At 43.0% G+C, this 23,013-nt stretch carries 23 protein-coding genes, 1 tRNA gene and 6 pseudogenes; 18 read left to right on the top strand and 12 right to left on the bottom strand.

What is annotated here, in order from left to right:
• Positions 1–215: 215 nt before the first annotated feature.
• Positions 216–290 (bottom strand) — tRNA-Gly (locus TT11_RS10610).
• Positions 291–821: 531 nt separating this feature from the next.
• Here TT11_RS10610 and TT11_RS10605 point away from each other — a divergent pair.
• From TT11_RS10605 to TT11_RS10575, 7 genes and pseudogenes are all read left to right on the top strand, one after another.
• Positions 822–1,635, top strand: a pseudogene (locus TT11_RS10605) (M48 family metallopeptidase).
• Between the two features lie 301 nt (positions 1,636–1,936).
• Complete coding sequence (locus tag TT11_RS10600) at positions 1,937–2,257, top strand: BolA family transcriptional regulator (protein ID WP_160022391.1); 321 nt, start codon at positions 1,937–1,939, stop codon at positions 2,255–2,257.
• Between the two features lie 74 nt (positions 2,258–2,331).
• The gene (locus TT11_RS10595) at positions 2,332–2,691 is read left to right on the top strand and encodes a SirB2 family protein (protein WP_102094089.1); all 360 of its coding nucleotides are present in this window, start codon (positions 2,332–2,334) and stop codon (positions 2,689–2,691) included.
• 341 nt (positions 2,692–3,032) lie between these two features.
• Positions 3,033–3,251 (top strand): hypothetical protein, encoded by a 219-nt coding sequence (locus tag TT11_RS10590; RefSeq protein WP_261870432.1) that lies wholly within the window; start codon positions 3,033–3,035, stop codon positions 3,249–3,251.
• A 47-nt stretch (positions 3,252–3,298) separates the two neighbouring features.
• On the top strand, positions 3,299–3,706 hold the full coding sequence (locus tag TT11_RS10585; protein ID WP_261870430.1) for a DnaJ domain-containing protein: 408 nt from the start codon (positions 3,299–3,301) through the stop codon (positions 3,704–3,706).
• A 34-nt stretch (positions 3,707–3,740) separates the two neighbouring features.
• The gene (locus TT11_RS10580; RefSeq protein WP_261870429.1) at positions 3,741–4,022 is read left to right on the top strand and encodes a hypothetical protein; all 282 of its coding nucleotides are present in this window, start codon (positions 3,741–3,743) and stop codon (positions 4,020–4,022) included.
• Positions 4,019–4,357 carry a hypothetical protein gene (locus TT11_RS10575; RefSeq protein ID WP_261870427.1) on the top strand — a complete coding sequence of 113 codons (339 nt, stop codon included), beginning with the start codon at positions 4,019–4,021 and terminating at the stop codon, positions 4,355–4,357. Before TT11_RS10580 ends, TT11_RS10575 begins: the two co-directional genes overlap by 4 nt.
• Before the next feature lie 143 nt (positions 4,358–4,500).
• Here TT11_RS10575 and trxC read toward each other — a convergent pair.
• The 3 genes and pseudogenes from trxC to TT11_RS10560 all read right to left on the bottom strand — a co-directional run bounded on the left by trxC (position 4,501) and on the right by TT11_RS10560 (position 6,739).
• Positions 4,501–4,937: pseudogene (gene trxC / locus TT11_RS10570) on the bottom strand (thioredoxin TrxC).
• Between the two features lie 148 nt (positions 4,938–5,085).
• Positions 5,086–5,706, bottom strand: a complete 621-nt coding sequence (locus TT11_RS10565) for a class I SAM-dependent methyltransferase (RefSeq protein ID WP_261870423.1) — start codon at positions 5,704–5,706, stop codon at positions 5,086–5,088.
• Between the two features lie 159 nt (positions 5,707–5,865).
• Positions 5,866–6,739, bottom strand: a pseudogene (locus TT11_RS10560) (MBL fold metallo-hydrolase).
• 378 nt (positions 6,740–7,117) lie between these two features.
• Between TT11_RS10560 and TT11_RS10555 the strand changes: the two are divergent.
• The 8 genes and pseudogenes from TT11_RS10555 (at position 7,118) to TT11_RS10520 (ending at position 12,317) form a co-directional block, all read left to right on the top strand.
• Positions 7,118–7,405, top strand: a complete 288-nt coding sequence (locus TT11_RS10555; protein WP_057761516.1) for a helix-turn-helix transcriptional regulator — start codon at positions 7,118–7,120, stop codon at positions 7,403–7,405.
• A 46-nt stretch (positions 7,406–7,451) separates the two neighbouring features.
• Positions 7,452–8,630: a SulP family inorganic anion transporter gene (locus TT11_RS10550; RefSeq protein ID WP_261870420.1), complete on the top strand. Its 1,179-nt coding sequence runs from the start codon at positions 7,452–7,454 to the stop codon at positions 8,628–8,630.
• Positions 8,631–8,651: 21 nt separating this feature from the next.
• Positions 8,652–9,152: an STAS domain-containing protein gene (locus tag TT11_RS10545; protein WP_261870418.1), complete on the top strand. Its 501-nt coding sequence runs from the start codon at positions 8,652–8,654 to the stop codon at positions 9,150–9,152.
• Between the two features lie 235 nt (positions 9,153–9,387).
• The gene (locus TT11_RS10540; protein WP_261870416.1) at positions 9,388–9,714 is read left to right on the top strand and encodes a beta-lactamase hydrolase domain-containing protein; all 327 of its coding nucleotides are present in this window, start codon (positions 9,388–9,390) and stop codon (positions 9,712–9,714) included.
• Positions 9,715–9,781: 67 nt separating this feature from the next.
• A pseudogene (locus tag TT11_RS10535) lies at positions 9,782–10,115 on the top strand (TIGR01244 family sulfur transferase).
• 386 nt (positions 10,116–10,501) lie between these two features.
• Entirely contained in the window at positions 10,502–11,359 is an 858-nt protein-coding gene (locus TT11_RS10530; RefSeq protein WP_261870414.1) for a bile acid:sodium symporter family protein, read from the top strand.
• Between the two features lie 197 nt (positions 11,360–11,556).
• Complete coding sequence (locus TT11_RS10525; protein ID WP_261870412.1) at positions 11,557–12,093, top strand: glutathione S-transferase; 537 nt, start codon at positions 11,557–11,559, stop codon at positions 12,091–12,093.
• Positions 12,093–12,317 carry a hypothetical protein gene (locus tag TT11_RS10520; protein ID WP_261870410.1) on the top strand — a complete coding sequence of 75 codons (225 nt, stop codon included), beginning with the start codon at positions 12,093–12,095 and terminating at the stop codon, positions 12,315–12,317. Before TT11_RS10525 ends, TT11_RS10520 begins: the two co-directional genes overlap by 1 nt.
• An 82-nt stretch (positions 12,318–12,399) precedes the next feature.
• Here the strand turns inward: TT11_RS10520 and TT11_RS10515 are convergent, their stop codons facing one another.
• Positions 12,400–13,848, bottom strand: coding sequence for a sodium:alanine symporter family protein (locus TT11_RS10515; RefSeq protein WP_261870408.1), 1,449 nt, complete (start codon positions 13,846–13,848; stop codon positions 12,400–12,402).
• Positions 13,849–14,107: 259 nt separating this feature from the next.
• A pseudogene (ahpF, locus tag TT11_RS10510) lies at positions 14,108–15,686 on the bottom strand (alkyl hydroperoxide reductase subunit F).
• A gap of 439 nt (positions 15,687–16,125) precedes the next feature.
• On the opposite strand from ahpF, the gene TT11_RS10505 reads away from it, so the two are divergent.
• Positions 16,126–16,374: a YdcH family protein gene (locus TT11_RS10505; protein ID WP_057761532.1), complete on the top strand. Its 249-nt coding sequence runs from the start codon at positions 16,126–16,128 to the stop codon at positions 16,372–16,374.
• 170 nt (positions 16,375–16,544) lie between these two features.
• Here TT11_RS10505 and ahpC read toward each other — a convergent pair.
• A pseudogene (gene ahpC / locus TT11_RS10500) lies at positions 16,545–17,110 on the bottom strand (alkyl hydroperoxide reductase subunit C).
• Between the two features lie 268 nt (positions 17,111–17,378).
• Here ahpC and TT11_RS10495 point away from each other — a divergent pair.
• Together TT11_RS10495 and TT11_RS10490 are read left to right on the top strand one after the other, a co-directional pair.
• The gene (locus tag TT11_RS10495) at positions 17,379–18,290 is read left to right on the top strand and encodes a hydrogen peroxide-inducible genes activator (protein ID WP_201568716.1); all 912 of its coding nucleotides are present in this window, start codon (positions 17,379–17,381) and stop codon (positions 18,288–18,290) included.
• 39 nt (positions 18,291–18,329) lie between these two features.
• Positions 18,330–18,899, top strand: a complete 570-nt coding sequence (locus TT11_RS10490) for a hypothetical protein (protein WP_261870407.1) — start codon at positions 18,330–18,332, stop codon at positions 18,897–18,899.
• A 78-nt stretch (positions 18,900–18,977) separates the two neighbouring features.
• Here TT11_RS10490 and TT11_RS10485 read toward each other — a convergent pair whose 3' ends face one another.
• From TT11_RS10485 to TT11_RS10465, 5 genes are all read right to left on the bottom strand, one after another.
• Entirely contained in the window at positions 18,978–19,580 is a 603-nt protein-coding gene (locus tag TT11_RS10485) for a TPMT family class I SAM-dependent methyltransferase (protein WP_261870405.1), read from the bottom strand.
• Positions 19,581–19,784: 204 nt separating this feature from the next.
• Positions 19,785–20,012: a M48 family metallopeptidase gene (locus TT11_RS10480; protein ID WP_261870404.1), complete on the bottom strand. Its 228-nt coding sequence runs from the start codon at positions 20,010–20,012 to the stop codon at positions 19,785–19,787.
• A 520-nt stretch (positions 20,013–20,532) separates the two neighbouring features.
• Complete coding sequence (locus TT11_RS10475; protein WP_261870403.1) at positions 20,533–21,501, bottom strand: DUF1513 domain-containing protein; 969 nt, start codon at positions 21,499–21,501, stop codon at positions 20,533–20,535.
• 129 nt (positions 21,502–21,630) lie between these two features.
• Entirely contained in the window at positions 21,631–22,086 is a 456-nt protein-coding gene (locus TT11_RS10470; protein WP_261870401.1) for a hypothetical protein, read from the bottom strand.
• 3 nt (positions 22,087–22,089) lie between these two features.
• On the bottom strand, positions 22,090–23,013 hold the full coding sequence (locus TT11_RS10465) for an imelysin family protein (protein ID WP_261870400.1): 924 nt from the start codon (positions 23,011–23,013) through the stop codon (positions 22,090–22,092).

Genomic DNA, 23,013 nt, shown 5'->3' with positions numbered 1-23,013 from the left:
GGATACCCTTATGTTGCTATAGGTTTAGTTTGCTCAGGTATTCGGGGTGCGCATCTATTTTTCAATATTAAATGTTGATAACCTCTGTCCTACTTATAGTTAGCTCTAGTTTTTGCTTTCTATATTTCCGCTATTAGCTGACTTAGAACAGATTTTACACATAAAAAAAAGCCTCACTGTGAAGTGAGGCTTTTTGCGCTTTTTCAAGCCATATTTGGAGCGGGAAAAGAGATTCGAACTCTCGACCCCAACCTTGGCAAGGTTATGCTCTACCACTGAGCTATTCCCGCTTAGTATCAATCCGTAGCGTTGTTAACAACTACTCCGTCTCGATAGGCTGGCTATTTTAGCAAATATTCTGTGGGTGTCAATACCTTTTTTTAGAATTTATTTCTAATATTTTTAGCCAAATGCCCTTTTTACAGGGCAAATCAACATAAGCAATTGATTTAAAAACAGGAATTAATTTTAATTAAATTAAAAATATTTCACATTGATTATAGAACTTTAAGTCTGGGATTCACTTCTCTTAGCTTTATAACGGTCATAAGACAATCGATAAAAGAAAAACTCACTATTCTTACTCTAATAAAAAGATATCGCACTTACAATCATACGCTTTATTGTTACTTTTCCTATCTTGGTTTTAGTTGGTTAACATTATTATACTTATGTCCAATGGCAGTTAAGGTAGACTTTTACTGTTTAAGCAGATGAATAAGCACTACTAAAAGATTAATAAACACGGCTCCCTCATCTGCTGCACTGTTTTTTAACTTGTTTGGCTTTATGTTTTTCCATCTTATAGAGAGGATATTTTTATGAAGAAGTTATTGAGTACGACGGTAATGGCCGCTTCGTTGTCAGCCCTGACCTTGACTGGCTGTACCAGTACGACCAGTACTGGCGCGGTTGGTGTTGATCGTCAGCAGTTGCTATTAGTGTCTAGTGAGCAAGTATTGGCGCTATCTGCCCAAAGCTATGCCAAAACAATACAAGACGCAAAATCAAAAGGTGTGCTAGATACCAACACCGCTCAGCTAAACCGCTTAAAAAAATATTGCGAACCGTTTGGTTGGTCAAGTTGGCGTCTATCGCGCAGATGCAGCCAAGTGGCAATGGGAAGTACACACCATTAAGTCTAACGATCTAAATGCATTTGTGGTGCCGGGTGGTAAGATCATGTTTTATTCAGGCATCATCGATCGTTTGAACCTTACTGATGATGAGATTGCTGCTATCATGGGTCATGAAATCTCTCATGCATTGCGTGAGCATTCACGCGAGCGTCTATCACGCGAGTATGCAACCCAAACTGGTATCGGTCTGGCTGCCAGTATATTCGGCCTATCACAAGGACAGGCTGAGCTAGCAGGTACTGCTGGTAATTTAGGCTTGAGCTACCCCACAGTCGCACTCAAGAAAGCGAAGCCGATCAGATCGGTCTTGAGCTGATGGCACGTGCAGGTTATAACCCTCAGGCGGCTGTTACCCTGTGGCAAAAAAATGCAAAAAGCAAGCCAAGGTGAGCCACCACAATTCCTCAGCACTCACCCAACAAGCAGTAGCCGTATCGCAGAGTTACAGTCATTGATGCCAAAAGTTACGCCTCTATATCAACAGTCGCGTCGCTAATAAGTAGCTAATTAGCGACTTTTAGGTTTTAGCAGTGCATGTTTAGATATCATAGAAGCAAAGTACAGCCAAAGCGTTGTGCTTTGCTTTTTTTAGTTATAGCCAGACATGGTAGGTTTTATAATCGACAAGCATTGCAGTTGATAAGCATTGCAGTTGATAAGCATTGTAATCAGCAGTGTTTGCAATTAGGCGATTTGGCAATCGCACTCTATACCACTTACCGTGTCTGTTATAATGCCGATAAATATTATTTGCAGATTGCCCAATCAAATTGCACAAAATACATTGAAGGATTGTTATGAGTACCACACCTACTGCCGACGCACTTCATGCCGAATTACAAGCGCTTGCGCCGCAGCACATTGAACTGATCAATGAGTCGATGTCGCATGCCGGTTACTTTGAAGGTAAAGAAAGCCACTTCAAGCTCACTATCGTTAGCGATGCATTTGAAGGCAAAAGACTGGTCGGGCGGCATCAGCTAATATACGGCTTAGTCACGCCTTTACTCACTTCGCAAGGCGGCCAAGTGCATGCTCTTGCTATTCATGCCTATACTCCGACAGAATGGCAAGGTCAAAGCCCTGCGAGTCCATTATGTGCTGGTCAAAACAAATAGATGATTATGTTTGCATCGCAACTAACCATTCTAACTTAGCCTATATACTGCAGTTTTAGAGGGAGCAATATTCAATGAAACATCTACATATGCTGATGGCAGCGCTGACTGTTGCGCTATTTTTATATCAAAGCTACTTGGTACTCAGCGCAGACCGCCGCGCACCACGTGTGGTCAAAATAGCCACGCATATTATCTATGCCCTGCTTATCCTGTCAGGGGCGATGATGCTAATGCAATTGATGGGTGCCAACGCTCCTGTACAGTGGGTGTTCGCCAAAATCATCTTACTGATCGCTGCTATTAGCTCAAGTATCAAAGCGTTTAAGGTTGATGCGACACCTGTACAAAGAAAAACAGGTATTCTTATCGCTGCCGTTGCTTATATTGGTATCGTAATACTGGCCTTTGCCAAACCAGCAAACTTATTTTAATAAGCGATTTTCTGTTTTAATAAGCAACCGTTTTAGAAAGCTGTCGATATTTTGATGATACGATGCGAAAATTTTTCATCGTCGATAGATTTTCAATATCTTAATTGCGCTATTTTTGCTATCTTAAATAGATATAAATACAATCACTTAGCCTACTGGAGCCATTATGAAAACGTTTACGACAGCGACACTACTAGCTGGCATTTTTGCGCTCTCAGGCTGTGCCTCTACTGGTAACATCACCCCACAATATGTACCACCAAGTACTTATCAAAATTATAATTGTCAAGCACTTGGCCAAGAGTACACTCGCGTCAACCGCTATGTCGAAGCGGCTCGCAATGAGCAATCTACTATCGGCATCAGGCGTCGGTGTTGGTGTCTCTGCAGGACGCTGGGGTATCTCGCCGAATATCAGCTTTGGTCTAGGCAAGAGCAACAATACCAAAGCACGTGATGCAAAATTATCGCGTCTCTATGGTGAGCGTGATGCAATTGTCCAGTCAGCGCGCATTCAACGTTGTAGCTTTGCCAATGGCATCAAGATTTATGGTGAGTAATTTCTTAAACATATTGGATAGTATTAATTTAATAAGATCATATAACTATGAATAGCTTTCCTACCCACTATGATATCTTGATGGTATCTAAGAATGCTTCTCCAGAGGTGATACGAGCCGCTTTTAAATCACTATCTCAAAAATATCATCCAGATAAGAGTAACCATCCAGATGCAGACCGTATCATGCAACAGTTTAATGAATCATATGCTGTATTGTCTGATCCTGTAGAGCGTAGTAAGTATGATGAGTTACTTTGTCGATACGAGCATATGTATAATGATAATATCGAACGAGATTACTCTAACAAAGCAGATAATAATTCAAAAAATCGGGAGAGACGAAATAAAGTAGTTGTAATCAATATTCCAGATTCCTTATCTATTAGTAATGCGAAAATATATCTAAGTAATTTTTTTAGCTCAAACTATACCTATAGTTATAAAAATTCTTAAATATTTATTCTATATCGCTATATTACTGTTCTTAATGAGTATGTTATTCACATATATTTATGATTCTGACTCCTATAATGCAGCAGACGATTTAGCTGAAGCACAAAGAGAAATTGGGGACGCTGCAAGAGAGCTAAGTGAGGCTGCTGCGGAATATGATGATTATGAAAACTATCCTCCCATATCTGATTCTTCAGAAAGTCTTCCTGTTTATAATAATTTGAGCCAAGAACTAAGTACAAGTTACAAAACCCATGCCCCGAATGGTGAACTTTATCCATCTTCAGCTGGCTATGTACTGGTTACCCGCAATTGAACAACGATGGTGCATCTGTTCTCACTATCGATAATAGTCAAAATTCTGAGGCTGTCTTTGGCAAACTTTACTATCTAGATAGCTTGCAACCTCAAGCTGTACGTTACTTCTATATTCAGGGAGGTGGTGGACTTAATATTCGTAATATTAGTGCTGGGAATTATGACGTACGTTATAAAGATCTTGAGCAAGGATATATATCTAAATCCGAGCCTATGCTGGTACAAGAATATGAAGATGCTTATGGTTCTAGGTTCAGTGAAATAACAATGACTTTGTACAAAGTTTCAAATGGTAACATGCAAACATATTCTATCCCAGAGAGTGAGTTCTAGTTTTATCTATACTTGATAAAGACGTAAATAGCCAATATGTATATCACATATTGGCTTTTTTTATAATAGCGACGGTTTTTTATAAGAAAACATGAGCACGTGGATAAATAGCTTGGATGATAAGCAGTCTTATATAACTAGTACTACGACTGCAAGCTTTGCACCCACTGGATGATTTGATGACTTGGTAGCGCGCCTGATTGACGTGCGACTTCCTTACCATTTCTAAAGCAACCATCGTTGGTAAGCTGCGAATATTGTAAGGAGCGGCTGCCTGCTCGTATTTATCCGTTTGTACCTTAGCGAAGACCACCTGTGGCAATTGTCTAGCAGCGCTCTTGAACTCTGGCGCCATCATGATGCAAGGCTGACACCAGCTCGCCCAAAAATCCACGATAGTCAGCACATCGTTCTTTTGGATAACCTTATTGGCTGTTTGCGCATTTAGCTCATGCGGACTAGCAGTCAATAATTGCTGACCACATTTACCGCATTTTGGCGCAGCGCTTAATCGTGCAGCAGGCACACGGTTGGTTGCTTGGCAATGTGGGCATACTAGATGAAAACTTTGCTCACTCATTATTTAATCCCTATTCTAATTATTTTGTTGTTTCAAATACTGTTCATGAACCATTTTATATAAAAGCTATTTACGTTGCTTGCGGTAGTTATAGTCGTCGTCGCGTTGATTGGTAAATAATTTTAGCATAGTTAATTGGGCTTATCCTTTATGCCAGTTGCTGTGCCACACCGCTATACACATAGCTCATTGGTCTTGGGCCGGGCAAATACGCTTCGCTCAACTCGTCAATAGCAAACCCACCTTCTCTGATAAGCGCCGGAATATCTCGAGCTAAATGACACCCACCTGCTATAGGTTTCCAAAAAGGCGTCAGCCGATGCTGCCAACGCTCAACAGAGGAATCTGGCGCTACGCCATGCTCACAAAATAGTAAGCGACCGCTAGGTTTTAGCACGCGCGCCATTTCTCGAAGCGCCGCTACTGGATCATCAATACTGCACAAGGTAAAAGTCATCACAATCGTATCAAATTGATCCGTATCAGCATGGATACCTTGTACATCGACGGCTACCATTTCAACCGGAATGCCAATGCCAGCTGCACGCTCACGAGCTAGCGACTGCATTTGAGCCGCTGGATCCACACCGATGATAGAAGAGACTTTATTAGCATCATAAAACTGTAAATTCAAACCGCTGCCAATGCCAATCTCCAACACCTTGCCGAGCGCTTTCGGAACAATTTTGGAACGCGCTTTCATCACATTACCCGTACTACAAGCAACATCTATCATCTTTGGCAACACATAGCGCTCGTAAGGGTTCATTGCTCTCTCCAGTTATTGCCGCCCTTAGCGCTTGCAGTTGGTCATACATAGCATCTAAAAATGGACAGTCTATAGGTTAGCATTCTTATAGATATTGATCATACGATACTTACGTAGAGCTGCCTCAGGTAATGATCTTCAGTTATTAACCTGTTTAACTTATCCACCAAGGACATTGATCGGTACCTTTAGATAGCGCGTACCATTGTCTTCTGGCTCTGGGAAATGTCCTGCATCGATATTGATTTGTACAGCAGGAATGATAAGGCGAGGCATATCTAGAGTCGCATCACGGCGCTCACGCATCTGTACAAACTCTGCTTCGTTTATACTGTCTTTGACGTGGATATTTTCTAATTTTTGCGCGGCTACTGTCGTCGTTGGACAATGCTGACGACCTTTGCTTGGATAATCATGACACAGATACATGACGGTATCCTCAGGAAGTGCTAGCAGCTTTTGAATAGACTGATAAAGCGTTTGGGCATCGCCGCCAGGGAAATCGCAGCGTGCTGTACCGACATCAGGCGCAAACAACGTATCCCCAACGAATACCACTGTTTTCTCATCATCAGCGGCTAGATAGGCCATATCGGCACGTGTATGACCGGGTACATACATCGCAGTGATAGTAATGTTGCCAAGCTCTAAGGTCTCGCCTTCGTCTGTCAAAATATCAAACTGGCTGGCATCAGTGCGGAAACTGGTGTCAAAGTTAAAAATTTGCTTAAAGATTTTTTTGTACTTCGGTGATATGCTGACCGATGACTAACTGTCCGCCAAGGCTTTCTTTTACATGAATGGCCGCTGACAAATGATCTGCATGCGCATGGGTCTCGATAATGTACTTGAGTGCCAAATCCTGCTTACGTACAAACTCAATCACTTCATCGACACTACTGGTATTGGTTCTGCCTGACTTAGCATCGAAGTTCAATACAGGATCGACAACGGCGCATAACTTTTGTTCAGTATCAGCAAGTACGTGGGTATAGGTTTCTGTATCGCTATCTAAAAAAGAATGAACTTGCATGGCGGCCTCTTTAATTATTTATACATAAGTTATTTATACATATTTTGGTCATAGGGATTTTTATGTTTAATTAACCCTTAAGTATGATATTCAGTCGTATATAATGCGTTCCTACGACTTATCTGATGCCACCAATATAACAACCACCATACAATTTATCAATTTATATAATGTAATTAGTGATAACTTGCTATGTGGCGTGATATCATTGATAATCAACTATATATTGTTCAAAACATCATGGTATTTGTTACCCTCTAATGTAAGGAATTTGTTCTGACTACTTCTATTTCAGCCGAAGGTACACCTACTCGCAGCACCACTGACGATGGGTCATCTGATACTGCAGATTTAGTACCTGCCGATCTTGCCAAGCAAATGCAGCAAGCATCGCTACAAGCCAGCCAACTATTAAAGTCGCTATCGCACCCTGATCGCCTACTTCTTCTTTGTCAATTGACCCAAGGTGAATATTGTGTCGGTGAGCTTGAAGATTTGGTCGGGGTTGGACAGCCGAGCTTATCGCAGCAATTGGGTATATTGCGTAAAGACGAGCTGGTCGCCACACGCCGCGAAGGTAAGCAAATTTACTATAGTATCGCAAGCGAGGATGCGCTAGCTGTACTCGATCTACTGTATCAACGTTTTTGTGCGAAAGCAGAATAAAGCCGTTCTCGCCTAATTATTTATACTATCTACTGTGGTGATTGATATGTCCTCTATCGTCGCTCGTCTGATTCCAGCTTGGCTGCGTAAATACCAGCTCTCAGCGTTGCCGACCGATCTCGTCGCAGGCATAGTGGTGGGCGTGTTGGTCATACCGCAGAGCCTCGGTTACGCCGTGCTTGCAGGACTGCCGCCTGTCTATGGCCTATATGCAGCGATCGTACCTGTCCTCGTTTATGCGTGGCTCGGCTCTAGCAACGTGCAAGCCGTAGGACCTGTTGCCATTACCGCTATCATGACCGCCAGTGGTCTACTGCCTTATGCTGAACAAGGCACTGAACAGTACGCACTGATGGCCAGCCTATTGGCACTGATGGTAGGTGCACTGCTGTGGATAGCAGGCAGGTTAAAACTTGGCTGGATCATGCAGTTTATCAGTCGCGGGGTGTCTGCAGGATTTGTAAGCGGTGCAGCGGTACTTATATTTGTCAGTCAGCTCAAATATCTGACCGACATTCCAGTCACTGGCAATAGTTTGATTGGGTATCTATCTACCATGCAGCGCTATGCCAGCCAGCTGCACCCATTGACCTTAGCTATCGGTGTGACCGCATTCGCGCTATTGGTTGCCAATCGCTATGCAAGTGAATGGATATGGCAGACGTGGCTATCATCGTCGTATGCCAAATGGGCAGAGCGCTTATTCCCGCTTATTTTACTTGGCATCGCCATCGTACTCAGTATGGCACTGCATTGGAGCACATATGGTGTCGCGACCATCGGTCGTATTCCACAGGGGCTGCCGAGCTTTACGTTACCGCATATCTCTGATCTACAAGAAGCGCTGAAGCTCTTGCCGACCGCAGGATTGATGTCACTGATCGTATTTGTGTCGAGCAGTTCAGTTGCCAGCACCTATGCTCGTTTGCGTGGTGAGAGCTTTGATGCCAATCGTGAACTGACTGGACTTGGGCTGGCCAACCTGTCTGGTGGACTGTTCCAAAGTTTTGCGGTTGCTGGTGGTTTTTCGCGTACGGCTATCAATGCCGACTCCGGCGCGAAGACTCCACTAGCCAGTCTCGTCACCGTACTGGTAATGATTGCCGCGCTTATAGCCTTTAGCAATGTACTTGCCCCACTACCCTATGCACTACTGGCGCAACTATCATGGCCTCTATCATCGGCTGATAGATATTGCGACGTTGAAATCTGCATGGCAGCGTGATCGCTAGATGGTGCTAGCTTTTTGGCCGCGTTCGTCGGTGTGCTTATATTTGGTCTAAACACGGGGCTGGTCATTGGTCTCATGGTGTCATTTGCCAGTCTCATCTGGCAGTCAAGTAAGCCACACGTGGCTGTCGTTGGGCAATTGGGCGGTACAGGGCATTTTCGTAATATCAATCGCCATGACGTCGTAACTTTTGACAACTTATTGATGTTGCGTATCGATGAGAGTTTGTTTTTTGGTAATAGTGAATCTGTACATCGACGCATCCTCAATGCCATGCAGCAATATCCCGATGCCAATGAAATCATCTTGATTATGGCCGCCGTCAATCATATAGATCTGACTGCTCAAGAAATGCTTTGCACTTTAAATTACGAGTTAGCGCTACAGAACAAGCGCTTACATTTTAGCTTTATCAAGGGTCCTGTGATGGACATCATCGGTCATACACCATTGATTAGCGAGCTATCAGGGCAGGTCTATCTAAGTACCTTAGATGCTGTTGATGCGTTAAAATAATCTATAGTGTAACCACAATAAAATAGCTGCGACATTAATTTCACTCAACCTCAATTACTATTCTCGCCTACAACATAATATCGCTATGATAGCGCTGTGTTATGCTAGACGCACTAAATAGGGAATCAATTAACCTAGAAATCAGCCTAAAGAATGCTGGTTTATAGCCCTTTGATATTCTTAGCCCAACCCTCAATAATAAATATACTTTAACAAATATAACTGAACCTACTTTATGACCGATGATTTAACGATTTATAAGCAAATATACCCAAGCCAATGCGTTAAGATTGCTGAGCTTGGTTATCGCTCAGTGCTTAATATTCGCCCAGATGCCGAGATTGAAACACAGCCTAATAGCTGCGATTTGGCAACGGCTACTGAACAGGCGAACCTAGCGTATCAGCATCTGCCGTTTGATGATGAGCGCTTAAGTATGCTGACGGTCGAGCAGTTTGCCGATTTCTATCACTCAATGCCCAAGCCTATATTAATGTTTTGCGGTACTGGGACACGTGCCAAGCTACTATACCAAAGCGCATTGATGCAAGGCCTGTTATAACAACGATCGTAGCTCGAACTACCATGTTTTATAAACCCAACAACACCAATAAAAAAAAGGAGCTCTTATGAGCCATGAAGTTAGCTTTACCGGACAAATCACGCCTGACCAAGTGCCTATGATTGCCGAAAATGGTTTCAAAACCATTATTAATAACCGTCCTGATGGTGAAGAGCCAAATCAGCCAACCAGTGCCGAAATCGAAGCAGCAGCCAAAGAAGCTGGACTTGCTTATAAAGAGATTTCTTTTGCAGGTAATGAGCTGAATCAAACTCACGTCGAAACGTTTGCAGATTTCTTTAATCAAGCTGAGCAGCCAATGCTAATTTTTTTGCCGCACGGGTAACCGCTCAAACGGTATCTATGAAGCCGCCAAGCAAATGGATTTGTTAGATGACTAGTACCGCATGAACAAACTAGACAGTTAGCGTATTTAGCCCACAGAATCTTGTGGGCTTTTTATTGTGCGTATCATTATGTTCAAAGTGTCATTAGCCACAAACAACCCAATCACTACCTATCACAGCCCGATCACTTCTCGATAGCTTCCAACAACCTCGACCAACCTCAATAGTCACGACAAGTGGGTTACTATACGAGCGTAATACCGCTATTATCATTTGATATGCATGAGCTAGCTTAGTAGTTGAGACACCTAAATAGTTAGACAATTAAATACCTAAACACATGGAATGTGAGCGGCTGCATGGTGACAAGGTTGCCCCGCTGCTATGTACTTTCAAAACGCCATCTTGATATGGCATTTTAGTTTTACAAGGAATGTTTGATGAATAATACCGCGCTAGCATTACTGCCACTAGCCCTTGCCTACATTATGTTCACTCTAGGAGCAGGGCTAAAACTGAGTGATTTTAAGGTCATTGCCAAATATCCAAAAGCGTTCTTTATTGGTTTAATCAATCAAGTTGTGTTGGTACCGTTGGTTGCGTTAGCAGTCGTGTTAGTAACGGCTCCGCCACCAGCCATTGCTTTTGGAATTATGCTGATTAGTTTTTGCCCCGGCGGCGTCACTAGCAACATGCTGACCTACTATGCCAAAGGAAATGTCGCGCTCTCTATCGCGTTGACTGGTGTGGTCAGCATACTATCGGTCATTACATTGCCTATCTTAATTACGTTGGCTTTTGATCATTTTATGAAAGATCAGGCGAACTCTATTAGCGCGATAAAGATTGGCCTAGTCATGTTCTTATTGACCACATTGCCCGTATCTCTTGGTATGCTTGCTCGCCACAAATTTACGGACTTTATGGTACGTCGTAGTAGTCTTCTAAACGGCTTGGCCAGCGTGTTTTTTGTACTAATTGTCTTTGCTGCTATTGCCTCTAACTGGCAACTACTACAATCACAGTTCACTCAAATTGGTTTAGAGCTAATCTTTATCATTGCTATTTTATTCGCTATTAGTATCTTGATCTCTAGAGTCCTAAAGCTCAGCTGGTTTGATACCAAAACCATCTCGATAGAAACCAGTATCCAAAATAGCACGACGGCTATTACCTTAGCCCCTATCATTATGGGGGTGAGCACACTGCCTGTTATCGCGCTGCCTGCTGCTTTGTACGGTGTGCTGATGTATGTCGTTGCGCTGCCTGTTATTTTCCTAATTAAAAACAAGAACTGATTGTAGTAAGTACGAGAAACAAAAAGCGCCCTTCTCAATAATTGTCCGTCTAAATAAGCGCCCTTCCAAACATTGGATGGGCGTTTTTTTGGAATAGGATTTAAATGATAGAAATATAGCTCAGTTTATAGACTGGTCAATACTCAACATTGAGTACATAATAAAATGCTACTGTTATCGCTTAATAGGACTCTATGATGGAAAAACCGTTATTAATTATTGGCAATAAAAACTACTCATCGTGGTCGCTACGAGCGTGGCTGTTGCTCAAAGCATTTGATATTGATTTTGATGAGCAACTTATTGAGTTGTTTCATCCATCAGCACGTCCAACGCTCGAAGCGCATTCGCCAACGGGTAAAGTGCCTATTTTAGTCTATGGTGAAAAAGATAATAAAGTAACCGTTTGGGACACCTTAGCGATTGCAATGCATGTTAATGAGTACTTTACGGATATTGATATTTGGACAGGTATTGATAAATCTAACGCTGAAAAACGAAATAGCAATCAAAGTAGAATAAATAGCGCCTATTGCCAAAGCATCGTGGCTGAGATGCATTCAGGATTGACAGGTATTCGTAACGAGATGCCGATGAATATACGAGCAACGGCTAAGATACAACCAAGTAGTGCTTGCTTAGTAGATATCGCTCGTATCGAAGACATCTTTGCCGATTGTTTAAAAAAATCGCTCAGCAGACAGTTTCTTATTCGAAGATTTCACAGTAGCTGATGTGTTTTTTTGCTCCAGTGGTGCTGCGATTACAGACTTATGCTGATGCATCCAATATTACTTTGCAGCCACTGACCAAGCAGTATTGCCAAACCATGCTAAATCATCCACACATACAAGCGTGGCAACAATCAGCACTGACAGAGACTCGTATTATTGAAGAAGATGAAGCAGGCGAGATCATGTCGATAGCTGGCGTATTGGCGAATAACCATTCATTTTAGGCATAAATAATATCTTACATAAAAAACCACTTCTGCTTAGCTAAAGTGGTTTTTCTTTCATGAGAAATAAAGCGTACGAGTACTACTGTTTTTGATCTAACGCTTCTTTTACCGCTTTTTTGCCCCATGCGCTCAGATCGAGATCTAATTTTTCATACTCTTGTGCATCAAACAACGGCTCTTTAATCCCTGATTTTAACTGACTTGCAAAGTCGTCAAGTAGACGCTTGGCTCGTGGAAATAACATTATCAAGGCCAATAAGTTTGCTAGCGCTAGCACACCCATCAACGGATCCGCAAAGAAGAACACTGCGGTTGCCGCAGGAGCCACTGCACCCAAGAATAATACCGCAATCACAACAACTCGCAAAACTAGAGTCGCCATTTTGATATTCTTTTTGACCAAGAAATTAATGGCATTTTCACCCATATAATAGTTATACATAATAGAGCTTAGGGCAAATAGCAATATCGATATGGTGAGAATATACTGTGCCCAATCCCCAAGCTGGGTCGTTAACGCCTGCTGTGCCAATACAATACCATCGACTTCCGCACCTGGTTGATACACGCCGCTCAGTAAAATCATAAATGCGGTGGCACTACATACGATTATCGTATCAATAAACACAGATAATGACTGTGAGATACCTTGACTAACAGGGTGAGTAGCGTAAGCAGTGGCAGCAATATTAGGCGCAGAACCTAGACCCGCTTCATTAGAGAATAAACCACGCTTCATACCTTGCTCAATTGCCACACCAATACCACCGCCCACGACAGACTCAATGCCAAAAGCATTTTTGACAATCATTACCATCAGTGCAGGCAGTTCTGTAAAGTTAAATGCAATAATAATAAGTGCCATACTGATATAGATTAATGCCATAACAGGAATGACAACGTCGGCTACTTTTGCAATGCGCTGAATACCGCCAAAGACAATGAATCCGCCTGCAATCACCAGAACCACACCCGTTATCCAGCGATCAATCCCAAAGCTTTCAAGCGCTGAGCCTGCTACCGTGTTGCCCTGGAACGCCACAAACCCGATAGAAAAAGACAGTAGTAGCGAGATCGCATAGATGACGGCGAGCCAGCGATAGTCTTTACCTAACCCATGTAAAATATAGGTCGCAGGGCCACCGCGAAAGTTACCATCATTATCTCTACGCTTATAAAGCTGGGCTAAGCTACATTCCACAATGCTGGTCATCATGCCAATTAAGGCCACAACCCACATCCAGAATACCGCTCCCGGTCCTCCTAAGGAGATGGCAACCGCAACGCCAGCAATGTTACCGCCGCCTACACGTCCACCGATAGAAACGAGCAACGCCTGACGGGCAGAAATCCCGTCGTCTCCTACCTCATCCGTTTTGAACACACGGAACATACGTTTAAAATATCTAAACTGAGCGAACCTACCTACGATGGTAAATAATAAACCAAAGATAATTAGCATAGGCACGAGCGCCCAGCCCCACGTTAGATCCCCGATTAGGGCGAAAAAAGCTTCAATGTATTCCATGCCTATTTTCCTTATAGTTCATGACGCTATGATAGGTTTTATTGCATACATTATTGCATCAACAACACGAGTTTGTAATGCAAATGTCGAATTTGTAACGTAAATACTGATATTTTCTGAGTGAAATCACGTTATTGGCTCACGCAAGTGGCTATTTCCTAAATATTAAGGTTTGTTCTATAGAGAAGTATTTATACGCTAACATCAAAAAGCCACCTCAACCGAGGTGGCCTTTTATGCTTAAACTAAACTGAACAGCTTACTGCATGACTAGGTATTCAAACGCTGACAGTGCCGCTTTACTACCTTCACCCATCGCAATGTTAATCTGCTTAAATGGCACGGTGGTTACGTCACCACAAGCGAAGATACCTTTACGATCTGTACGGCAGCGCTCATCGATTTCGATCTCACCAAAGCGGTTTAGATCAACGAAGCCTTTGATGAATCCAGTGTTTGGAACTAAACCAATCTGTACAAACACCCCTGATAAATCACGCTCATGAGTCTCACCTGTGCTGCGATCTTGGTAGACGATAGACGATACTTTGCCATCAGTCGCTTTGATCTCTTGCGTCGCTGCACCGGTAATGAACTCAATGTTGGTTTTCTCTTTAGCTTTGTTGATCAGTACTTGGTCAGCTTTTAATTCATCAGCGAACTCGAGTACAGTAACGTGATTGACGATACCTGCCAAATCTAGTGCTGCCTCAACGCCTGAGTTACCACCGCCGATCACTGAGATGTCTTTACCCTTGAAGAATGGGCCATCACAATGTGCACAGAAAGCCACGCCCTTACCGATATTTTCTTCCTCGCCTGGTACGCCAAGCTTACGCCATTGGGCACCTGTCGCCAAGATAATACTACGAGTTTCAAACGTCTCGCCGGTATTTAGGTTGATGCTGTAGTTTTCTTCTTCTGTCTCGCCGATATCTTTCACACTGACATGCTCTCTTAGCGTGATATTGTACTCAGCCAAGTGCTTAACGAAATTGGTCGATAAATCTGTACCATTGGTTAGCGGTACTGAAATCAAGTTTTCGATGTCTTGCGTATCTTTTACCTGTCCACCGATACGGTCAGCGACCATTGTAACTTTTAAGCCTTTACGCGCTGTATAAATAGCAGCAGCCACACCTGCAGGGCCAGCACCGATGATAGTAACGTCTTGCTGCTCTAATTGCTCAGCATCGTCTTCTACTTCTGACAATAAGTCAGGGAATTGCTCTTGCAATTTTCCGATCAATTTAGCAGTGTCAATTAGGCCGTTAGCAAATGGCTTACCGTTCAAAAATACAGCTGGTACACCTTGAATTTTATTTGCTTCTACTTGCTCTTTGAACAATGCACCATCGATCATTTCATTGCTGATACCATCATTTAATAGCGCGAACTGGTTCAATGCCTGAACGACTTCTGGGCAGCTATGGCATGACAATGACACGTAGGTCTGGAACTGTAATGGCTTATTAAAGCGCTTAACTAACTTTTGGATACCTTCATCCAACTTTAGCGTATGACCACCCGCTTGCAAAATCGCCAAAATCAATGACGTAAACTCATGACCACCTGGGATACCGCTGAATACGATACCAGTATCGTTTGATTCGCCATCAATGTGACTGACTACTTTAAAACTAATCGCACTAGGCAAACTATCGTCAGTTGCTTCTGCATCGAAATTGATTTTGTCTGTCGTTCCAGCAATCTTGGTCAAAAAAATCTACCAATTCTGCACGTTTCGCATGCGTACCATTACCCAATACAAAGGTAATTGGACGTGTCATGTTTTCGCTATAGCTCTTAACGGCATCTAATAAATTTTGATCTATCATGTTTGTTCCTCATTATGACTGAATATGTAACGGCAGCTGTCATGCTACGCGTCTAAATATGAAATAGTTGGTGTTGATAATTTTGTATAAAAGGTTATATATAGTGGGCTCTTGCCCTTTGATGTGTCTATTATCAAGCGTTTAGCGAGTTTCGGCAAGCTGAGAAACTCAAACTTTATGTTTTATAAAACCAATCGTTTATTGCTTTAAATAATTAAATACAAATACACAAACAAATGATAGTGATGGTACATGGTCTATTTTTTCGCTACAATCGAATGGTATTGAAAGCAATATGCATTATCAATATCGTGAAGTAACTACCTTTATTACCATTAAACTTTTACCCTTTCCAACCAAAGTCTCACCATCATAAGCGTCTTAACCATAACGTGCTTACGCTTATTCTAAGCTTGCACTAAATAACAAGGATGACAACATGACAATGACAGACACATGGCAAGATCACAGTGATATTATCGATGAGTTAAAACAAAAGGACACGCATTTTGCGAGTATCTTTGACGAGCATACGACTCTAGATAGGCAAATTAATAAGCTTGAAAACGATGTGGTCAAGCATGCCAGTCGCGACGAAGAAATCGAACAGATGAAACGACGAAAGCTACAGCTCAAAGACGAGATTTATAAAACTATTGATAAAAATAAAGCACAGTCTCGCGCTTAATATTGCGTTTATGCTTAGAGATATGCTGAAAAAATAATACTAACAATATCTATGCTTAAGACGTAAAAAGACCCCATCAACTTATGTTAATGGGGTCTTTATTTGTAGCACTGCATTAAATCAGATGTTTAAGATACGGCGCTACTTTTATCTAAGTATGAAATGTCTACTTAGATTTTACCAACTAGGTCAAGACTTGGCTTCAATGTGTCGCCGCCTTGTTCCCAAGCTGCTGGGCAAACTTCGCCGTCGTTTTCACGAACATACTGTGCTGCTTTTACTTTACGTAGCATGTCTTTTGCACTACGGCCGATACCGCCAGCATGGATTTCAGCGACTTGGATCAAGCCATCAGGATCTACTAAGAATGTACCGCGCTCAGCCAAACCTGCTTCTTCAATCATGACGTTGAAGCCACGAGTGATTTTACCAGTAGGATCGCCGATCATTGGGTATTGTACTTTACCGATAGCTTCTGAAGAATCATGCCATGCTTTATGCGTGAAATGCGTATCAGTAGATACTGAGTATACTTCAACACCAAGCCTTTTAGCTCGTCATAATGAGCGGCCATGTCTTCTAGCTCAGTTGGGCAAACAAACGTGAAATCAGCTGGGTAGAATAAGAAAATTGCCCAGCCGCCTTTTACGTCGTCAGAAGTGATAGTTTTGAACTCACCGTTTACGTACGCATCTGCTGAAAATTCTGGGATTTCTTGATTGATGATAGACGCCATGGTTGGCTCCTCTATAGTTAAGTGAATTGGAAATTATTTATATGGTTTTTTCAATTAGCCCTCTAGCTCTCTGGGCTACCTGACAAACTATACGCGAATTCTATGGTTAATCCAGTTAAAAGTTTTTAATGTGATGTTTTGTTTTATTAAACTTGTTAAACTATTCTCTCTACATTTTATCATTGGTGCTTAATTGGTAATTTGCTACCTTATAAAGGTTGACCAAACATAATAAATTGCATTAAAAACCCACTAATAGAGAGGTTTTATGATTACTTTACGACAACTTGAGTTTGCCCTAGCCGTCGCCAAACATCGTCATTTTAAACGCGCTGCTGAAGATTGCAATATCTCGCAGTCTGCACTGAGTCTGGGTATCGCAGAATTAGAAAAACAGCTAGATACTCAGATTTTTGAGCGCAATAACAAGCAGGTATTAATTACCCCTATCGGTCAAGACATCCTCACACGGGCGCAGCGAGTGTTTTCTGAGGTCAGCGATTTGACCACGCGTGCTCATAGCCATCAGACGCCACTTGCCTATCCTATGACTGTCGGTATCATTCCGACGATTGCACCTTACTTGCTGCCAAAAGTACTGCCTGCGCTGCGTGCTCAGTATCCAGAATTCCGCATGACCATCGTCGAACAACAGACAGAGCGTTTGCTTGAACAAGTACGCTATGGTCATATCGATACCGCTATTATTGCGCTACCTTATGCGGTAGATGGGCTACATAGTTTTGAGTTTTGGAGTGAAGACTTCTTTGCCGTGTTCCCAAAGGACGACATCCATGCCAAGCTTGATACCATCAATGCTGATGAACTGGCGACTGCCAACCTGATGTTACTTGGTGAAGGTCATTGCCTAACCGACCAGACGCTGTCTGTCTGTCATTTTGACCGTGCACAAATGAAATCAAGCTTCTCAGATGCCAGTCTAAATACTTTGATTCAAATGGCGCTTGCCAATATGGGCACGACGCTAGTACCTGAAATGGCGCTCGATCAGCTACACCTGCAAAACCAAAATGCCGTCGCCATACCATTGGCTGAAGACGGGCCGCATCGCCATATTGCCTTTGTCACCCGTCTGAACTATGCGCGTGTCGATGATGTTAGCTTGCTCGGTGAGGTGTTTAATAAAGCATTTAAAGATGCAGTGGCTAACAAAGAATAACCAAACCATTTTTACTACGGTCATAGTGCAAAACGACATATGAAAACTGTCTCAAATAAGCATGATGAGCTTGGCAAGTGCTTTGCACAGCATTTGTCAGCTATGACCAGCGATATTTCGCCAAAGCAAATAGATAGGCTTTGGCAAGATATCGTGACGCGCTACGGCGAACCACAACGTGCTTATCATACACTCAATCATATTGAGCAGTTATTGGTACAGCTTGAGAATATTAAGCACCATCTTGCTAAGCCACATATCATTGCATTGGCACTGTACTATCATGATGTGATATATGACCCAACACGCTTCGACAATGAGCTAAAAAGTGCAGAGTTTGCGATAGATGCTTTGGGCCCTTATCTAAGCACAAAGCAATGCCAACAGATTCACGCTCTCATTATGATGACCGCTAATCATCAGATAGATATGTTGGTAGACAGGGACAAATATAACGATACTGCGTATCTGTTAGATATGGATTTGAGTATGTTGGGCGCGCCGTGGCTACCTACAATCAGTATGCAAAGGCGATACGCAAAGAATATACGCATGTCGCCGATGACAGCTACCGTGATGGGCGCACTGCAGTGTTACAAGGATTACTAGCGCATCCCAAACTCTATCTGACTGACCATTACTATGAGCAGTTAGAAACGCAAGCTCGAGATAATATTAAGCGCGAGCTTACTTTACTTGCAGCTTTATAAATAGCTCACTACCTTGCCGCGCTGGATGTGAATTATAGCTGGGCTGCATAATATCGATATCAAAATAACTTTGAAAACGCTGTTGGTACTCTTCCTTGCTGCCGCCGAATGGTGGCTCTTCCCGTCCAAAATCTGTGTCGAATAACAATCCAACCAGCTTACCTTGTGGCTTTAACAACCTCGCCATCTGCTGCACGTATTCATCACGTCGCAATGGATTAATCGCACAAAAAAACGTCTGCTCAAGTATCCAATCAAATTGATACTGCTCAGCTGACAAGCTAAAAAAATCCGCACAGATCAAGTGCTCAGAGGGGAAAGTAGGATAGCGCTCTGCAAATGCTTCAATTGGTGCAGGGGCAAAGTCAACCAGCGTGACATTGGTAAAACCTTGCTCATATAAGTAGCCCACTTCATAAGCATTACCTGCACCTGGCACTAGTATCGCCTGATTTTTTGCACTCTCAGGTAACTGGTCAATATAAGCTTTGAGCGGTGGTGATACCTGCCCCATATCCCAACCGATGCTGTTCTTCTCATAACGCTGTTGCCAAAACTCCGCCTGGTTGACGTTTTCCATATGACATCCCTGTATATAAACTTGTTAATTAAACGACACGATTTGTACCGTTATTTCTTATAATATCAGGCTTATCCAGGTGTGTCCTTATTTTAAAAATGATAATAAAAATAGGACTTGTTGCTCAGCATAATGAATGTTACGCAGATGATATCGAGATATTTATTAGGGCTAGTTAGATAGTTAGATACTTAGATGATAGGTTTAGTCCAGCTGCCCTGTCTTGCCCGCTAGGGTATTATGCCATTGCAAATAATCTGGCATCGCTGTTGCAACCGTTTGCCAAAACGCTCGGCTATGGTTGGCATGATGCAAGTGGCACAGCTCATGAACAATTACGTATTCGGTGCATTCAATAGGATAGGCAGGAAGATAGACTGATAGCCAAATTCGTTTTGCGCGCGTGTTGCAGCTGCCCCAACGCGTGTGCATTTTTTTAATCGTATTTCATTGGCATAAGTGCCAACGATTGGCTGCCACTTATCAAATAGTGCAGGTGTGACTTCGGAGAGTTGTTGCCGATAATAGGTGATTTTTTTATCAGGACTGAGCGTAAATGATTGCTCTGCACCCCATAATAGAACTGAATTATTAGCAGCTGAAATGTCTGACGAAGTATTCTGTCTACGTCTATATTGTTCTAATACCTGCGGGTGATTTGCAATAGCCCAAGCACCCGCTTAGCCACAGCATGCAACATTTGTGATGCGCTGACATGCATCGGTGCAGAGACCATCAACGTATGAGGCTTTAAGCGAAAATTGATATTTTTAACACGCTTTTTACTGATATGTAGCTTGATGCCTGCCTGTGCAAGCTGCTGTCTGACAGTATCTAAATTGGTGTCTAAGCTAATGCTCTACCTCCTTGGCTGACTATTACTGTCGTTCTAGTAATAGTCATTATTAATCGCCATGCCTGTGCGTCTGTCGCTCTTATTGAATATCACGTATCACAGTGCTTGTAAGTGGTTGTCAAACGACATCATATGCAGTTGACTGTCTTTGATAATCCGCTCATGAGGTTCAACGTCGTTTACGTCCAACTTTATTTCTGGTAAAGCATTTACTCTTAACGCTGTTAACTGACCTTGACCATCACTAACGATAAAACCTGTCGGCTCGGTATGTTTATCAATTTTACTCATTGAAGCACTAGAATTGGCTAACACTGAAGCCCCTGCACAATCTGGCAGGCTTACATCATCAATCAGCTCTCGGGTATGCAAATCATAAATCGCCGCACAGCCACCAATCGGCGTGGTCACACACAGTAAGTTACGCTCACTATCTACCGCCACGCTAGCGATATATTGGTGAAAACGTTGCCATTGATTGTTTGGCATAGTGAGTGGTGTAAAACTGGCATCGCCACGTTTATGAGTCAGCACTAACGGTACATTGATATGTTTTTCACCTTGGAACTGAATACCGATCATCACTATGCCGTCATCGTGCATGGCTAAGTGGCGCACACTCATCTGATTATGCTCGGGAGTCACTTGCTCGAGCAGTGTGCCATCGTGACGATTCAGATAAACCAGTGAGGGTCGCATGGTATCTAGATTTAGCTCTTCGCGTGAGGCCTGCTCGGTTTTGATACCACCATTTGCAATGACGAGCGTTTCGCTATCAGGATGCATAATTAACTCATGCGGGCCGATACCATATGAATCAAACTCTGCTACCTTTTGATAAGCATCATGGGCATCATAGATACCAATTTTACCTGCCAAACTCACTGTGTCGTTCTCGGTTACATAGAGCAAGCTGCCATCTAAACTGTAGCAAGCATGACCATAAAAGTGACGGTTTACGTCAGCTGTAATCGCATGTTGTACTTGCCCATTTGATGTATTGAGTACCCAAAATCTTTCACTTGGACGACGACCCATGACGACGACATCACGTTTTTGATCCACATGGCTATGCTGAGCTTGAGATATATTGACAGGCAGAGCTGAACAACGATGTCGTGGACACGCTCAGGCATAGTCGTTTGCCAAACGATTTGTCTGTCGGCATCAATACCTACCACGCCAAAGTCATGCTCATTTGGTTGATGAGTTCTGATCTTTTGGCAGTGATGCGACGCCACTGACCCAGCTGACTGGTCGTGCCAGCATCGTTGTCGTATGCATGACAGCAAAGTCAGGTACATCATGCTTATCATCGTCTACAGCATGATAAGCCTGCTTCCAGGTTGCCGCTGCTTGCTCACAAGCATAACGTAAGCGTGAAAGCTTCGGCGTTGAATCAGGACCAGCTCGTAATACCTGCAACTGCGTACGAATACCATCTACATAATCTTGTAGACTGGCATCTGGATGCTGCTGCTTACGATAACGATGGTGAATACCGACCAGCGCCGCCGTACCCACTGCTGTCAGCACGGAAGTCGTCAAAAGCTCATGAGCTGACGAAGTTGTCCCAGACCGATTAGACCTGTTCATCTGGTCATGAGTCTGGACTGCTGACACTGCTGTACCCGCTTCGATAGTAGACATTGTCTAATCGCCATCAGTGCTGTTAAAGCCCACACGGATACCAAGTGCTGGGATTAACTGGCGCTTAATCAGACGAGTGACATCAGTCAGATGATCGTACAACGCTTGTTGATCATCCTTATTCGCTTTTGATAAATCTTCTGGCATTTGCGCTAATAATGCAGTCGTGTCAGCCAATGCAGTCGATAGATTATCCGAAACTTTGTTTTCATCATTGCTACCAAGAACAGCCGTCAATACTGGGTCAGTCATGGCTTTGTTAATCGTATCTAACTTAGCATTGATAATAGCGCGGCTTTGACCAGCAGTAGCAGCAGGCAAATGGCCTTTTGCTTTACCTGTTAGACCGAGTGGCTGATCAATGGCATTAGATTTCATGGTCTCAATCAATGACAGTAGAGAGTTAATCCATTGATTTAGACCTCTATCGCTCTCTGCTGTTTTGTCTATCGCCAATAAATCAGTCGCGTTTTGCTGCCAGTTTTTCTCGATGTCTTTTAGACGCGTGCTCAACGCACTACTAGCGCTAATCACGTAAGCACACTGACTAGCGTCTAAACTTTCATTGGCAAACAAGGCCTCTTCTAATCCTGGCACGCCTTGTACGATCGCGCTCTCACCAGCAAGTTGCTCTGGCGTTAGTTTTGGATTGGCAGCGATTAAATCAGCCACGCCACTGTGTACGAGTCCGCGCTCGTCAGGATAGTAGTTTATATATAAATTGCTCATACTAGCAGTCGCAGGACCAAAGTTGACCATCTCAGCACTTGACCATGCTTGTGCCAATACTAGCCACTGTGCACGTAATGCTTGTAGCTCATCGCCACTTACTGGAGCTTGGGTACAATGCTTCTGCGCCAATTCGTTCAACAGATCGCTTTGCTTGGCTGCATCAGCATACGCGGGAATCACGATATCGTCTGCCAC

Source organism: Psychrobacter sp. JCM 18901, assembly GCF_000586435.1.
In the GTDB taxonomy this organism is placed as follows: Bacteria; Pseudomonadota; Gammaproteobacteria; order Pseudomonadales; family Moraxellaceae; genus Psychrobacter.
Note: the sequence above shows the minus strand (reverse complement) of the source record. Positions and strands in the feature narration are given on the sequence as shown.

Bases quoted from the DNA above. Each gene is read 5' to 3' on its own strand.
- TT11_RS10480 (WP_261870404.1), bottom strand. From the start codon at position 20,012: ATGCACACGCGTTGGGGCAGCTGCAACACGCGCGCAAAACGAATTTGG.
- TT11_RS10580 (WP_261870429.1), top strand. From the start codon at position 3,741: ATGAGTATGTTATTCACATATATTTATGATTCTGACTCCTATAATGCA.
- TT11_RS10550 (WP_261870420.1), top strand. From the start codon at position 7,452: ATGTCCTCTATCGTCGCTCGTCTGATTCCAGCTTGGCTGCGTAAATAC.
- TT11_RS10555 (WP_057761516.1), top strand. From the start codon at position 7,118: ATGCAGCAAGCATCGCTACAAGCCAGCCAACTATTAAAGTCGCTATCG.
- TT11_RS10520 (WP_261870410.1), top strand. From the start codon at position 12,093: ATGTGTTTTTTTGCTCCAGTGGTGCTGCGATTACAGACTTATGCTGAT.
- TT11_RS10470 (WP_261870401.1), bottom strand. From the start codon at position 22,086: ATGTCTACTATCGAAGCGGGTACAGCAGTGTCAGCAGTCCAGACTCAT.
- TT11_RS10600 (WP_160022391.1), top strand. From the start codon at position 1,937: ATGAGTACCACACCTACTGCCGACGCACTTCATGCCGAATTACAAGCG.
- TT11_RS10540 (WP_261870416.1), top strand. From the start codon at position 9,388: ATGACCGATGATTTAACGATTTATAAGCAAATATACCCAAGCCAATGC.
- TT11_RS10585 (WP_261870430.1), top strand. From the start codon at position 3,299: ATGAATAGCTTTCCTACCCACTATGATATCTTGATGGTATCTAAGAAT.
- TT11_RS10525 (WP_261870412.1), top strand. From the start codon at position 11,557: ATGGAAAAACCGTTATTAATTATTGGCAATAAAAACTACTCATCGTGG.
- TT11_RS10565 (WP_261870423.1), bottom strand. From the start codon at position 5,706: ATGAACCCTTACGAGCGCTATGTGTTGCCAAAGATGATAGATGTTGCT.
- TT11_RS10595 (WP_102094089.1), top strand. From the start codon at position 2,332: ATGAAACATCTACATATGCTGATGGCAGCGCTGACTGTTGCGCTATTT.
- TT11_RS10530 (WP_261870414.1), top strand. From the start codon at position 10,502: ATGAATAATACCGCGCTAGCATTACTGCCACTAGCCCTTGCCTACATT.
- TT11_RS10505 (WP_057761532.1), top strand. From the start codon at position 16,126: ATGACAATGACAGACACATGGCAAGATCACAGTGATATTATCGATGAG.
- TT11_RS10495 (WP_201568716.1), top strand. From the start codon at position 17,379: ATGATTACTTTACGACAACTTGAGTTTGCCCTAGCCGTCGCCAAACAT.
- TT11_RS10515 (WP_261870408.1), bottom strand. From the start codon at position 13,848: ATGGAATACATTGAAGCTTTTTTCGCCCTAATCGGGGATCTAACGTGG.
- TT11_RS10490 (WP_261870407.1), top strand. From the start codon at position 18,330: ATGAAAACTGTCTCAAATAAGCATGATGAGCTTGGCAAGTGCTTTGCA.
- TT11_RS10590 (WP_261870432.1), top strand. From the start codon at position 3,033: ATGAGCAATCTACTATCGGCATCAGGCGTCGGTGTTGGTGTCTCTGCA.
- TT11_RS10485 (WP_261870405.1), bottom strand. From the start codon at position 19,580: ATGGAAAACGTCAACCAGGCGGAGTTTTGGCAACAGCGTTATGAGAAG.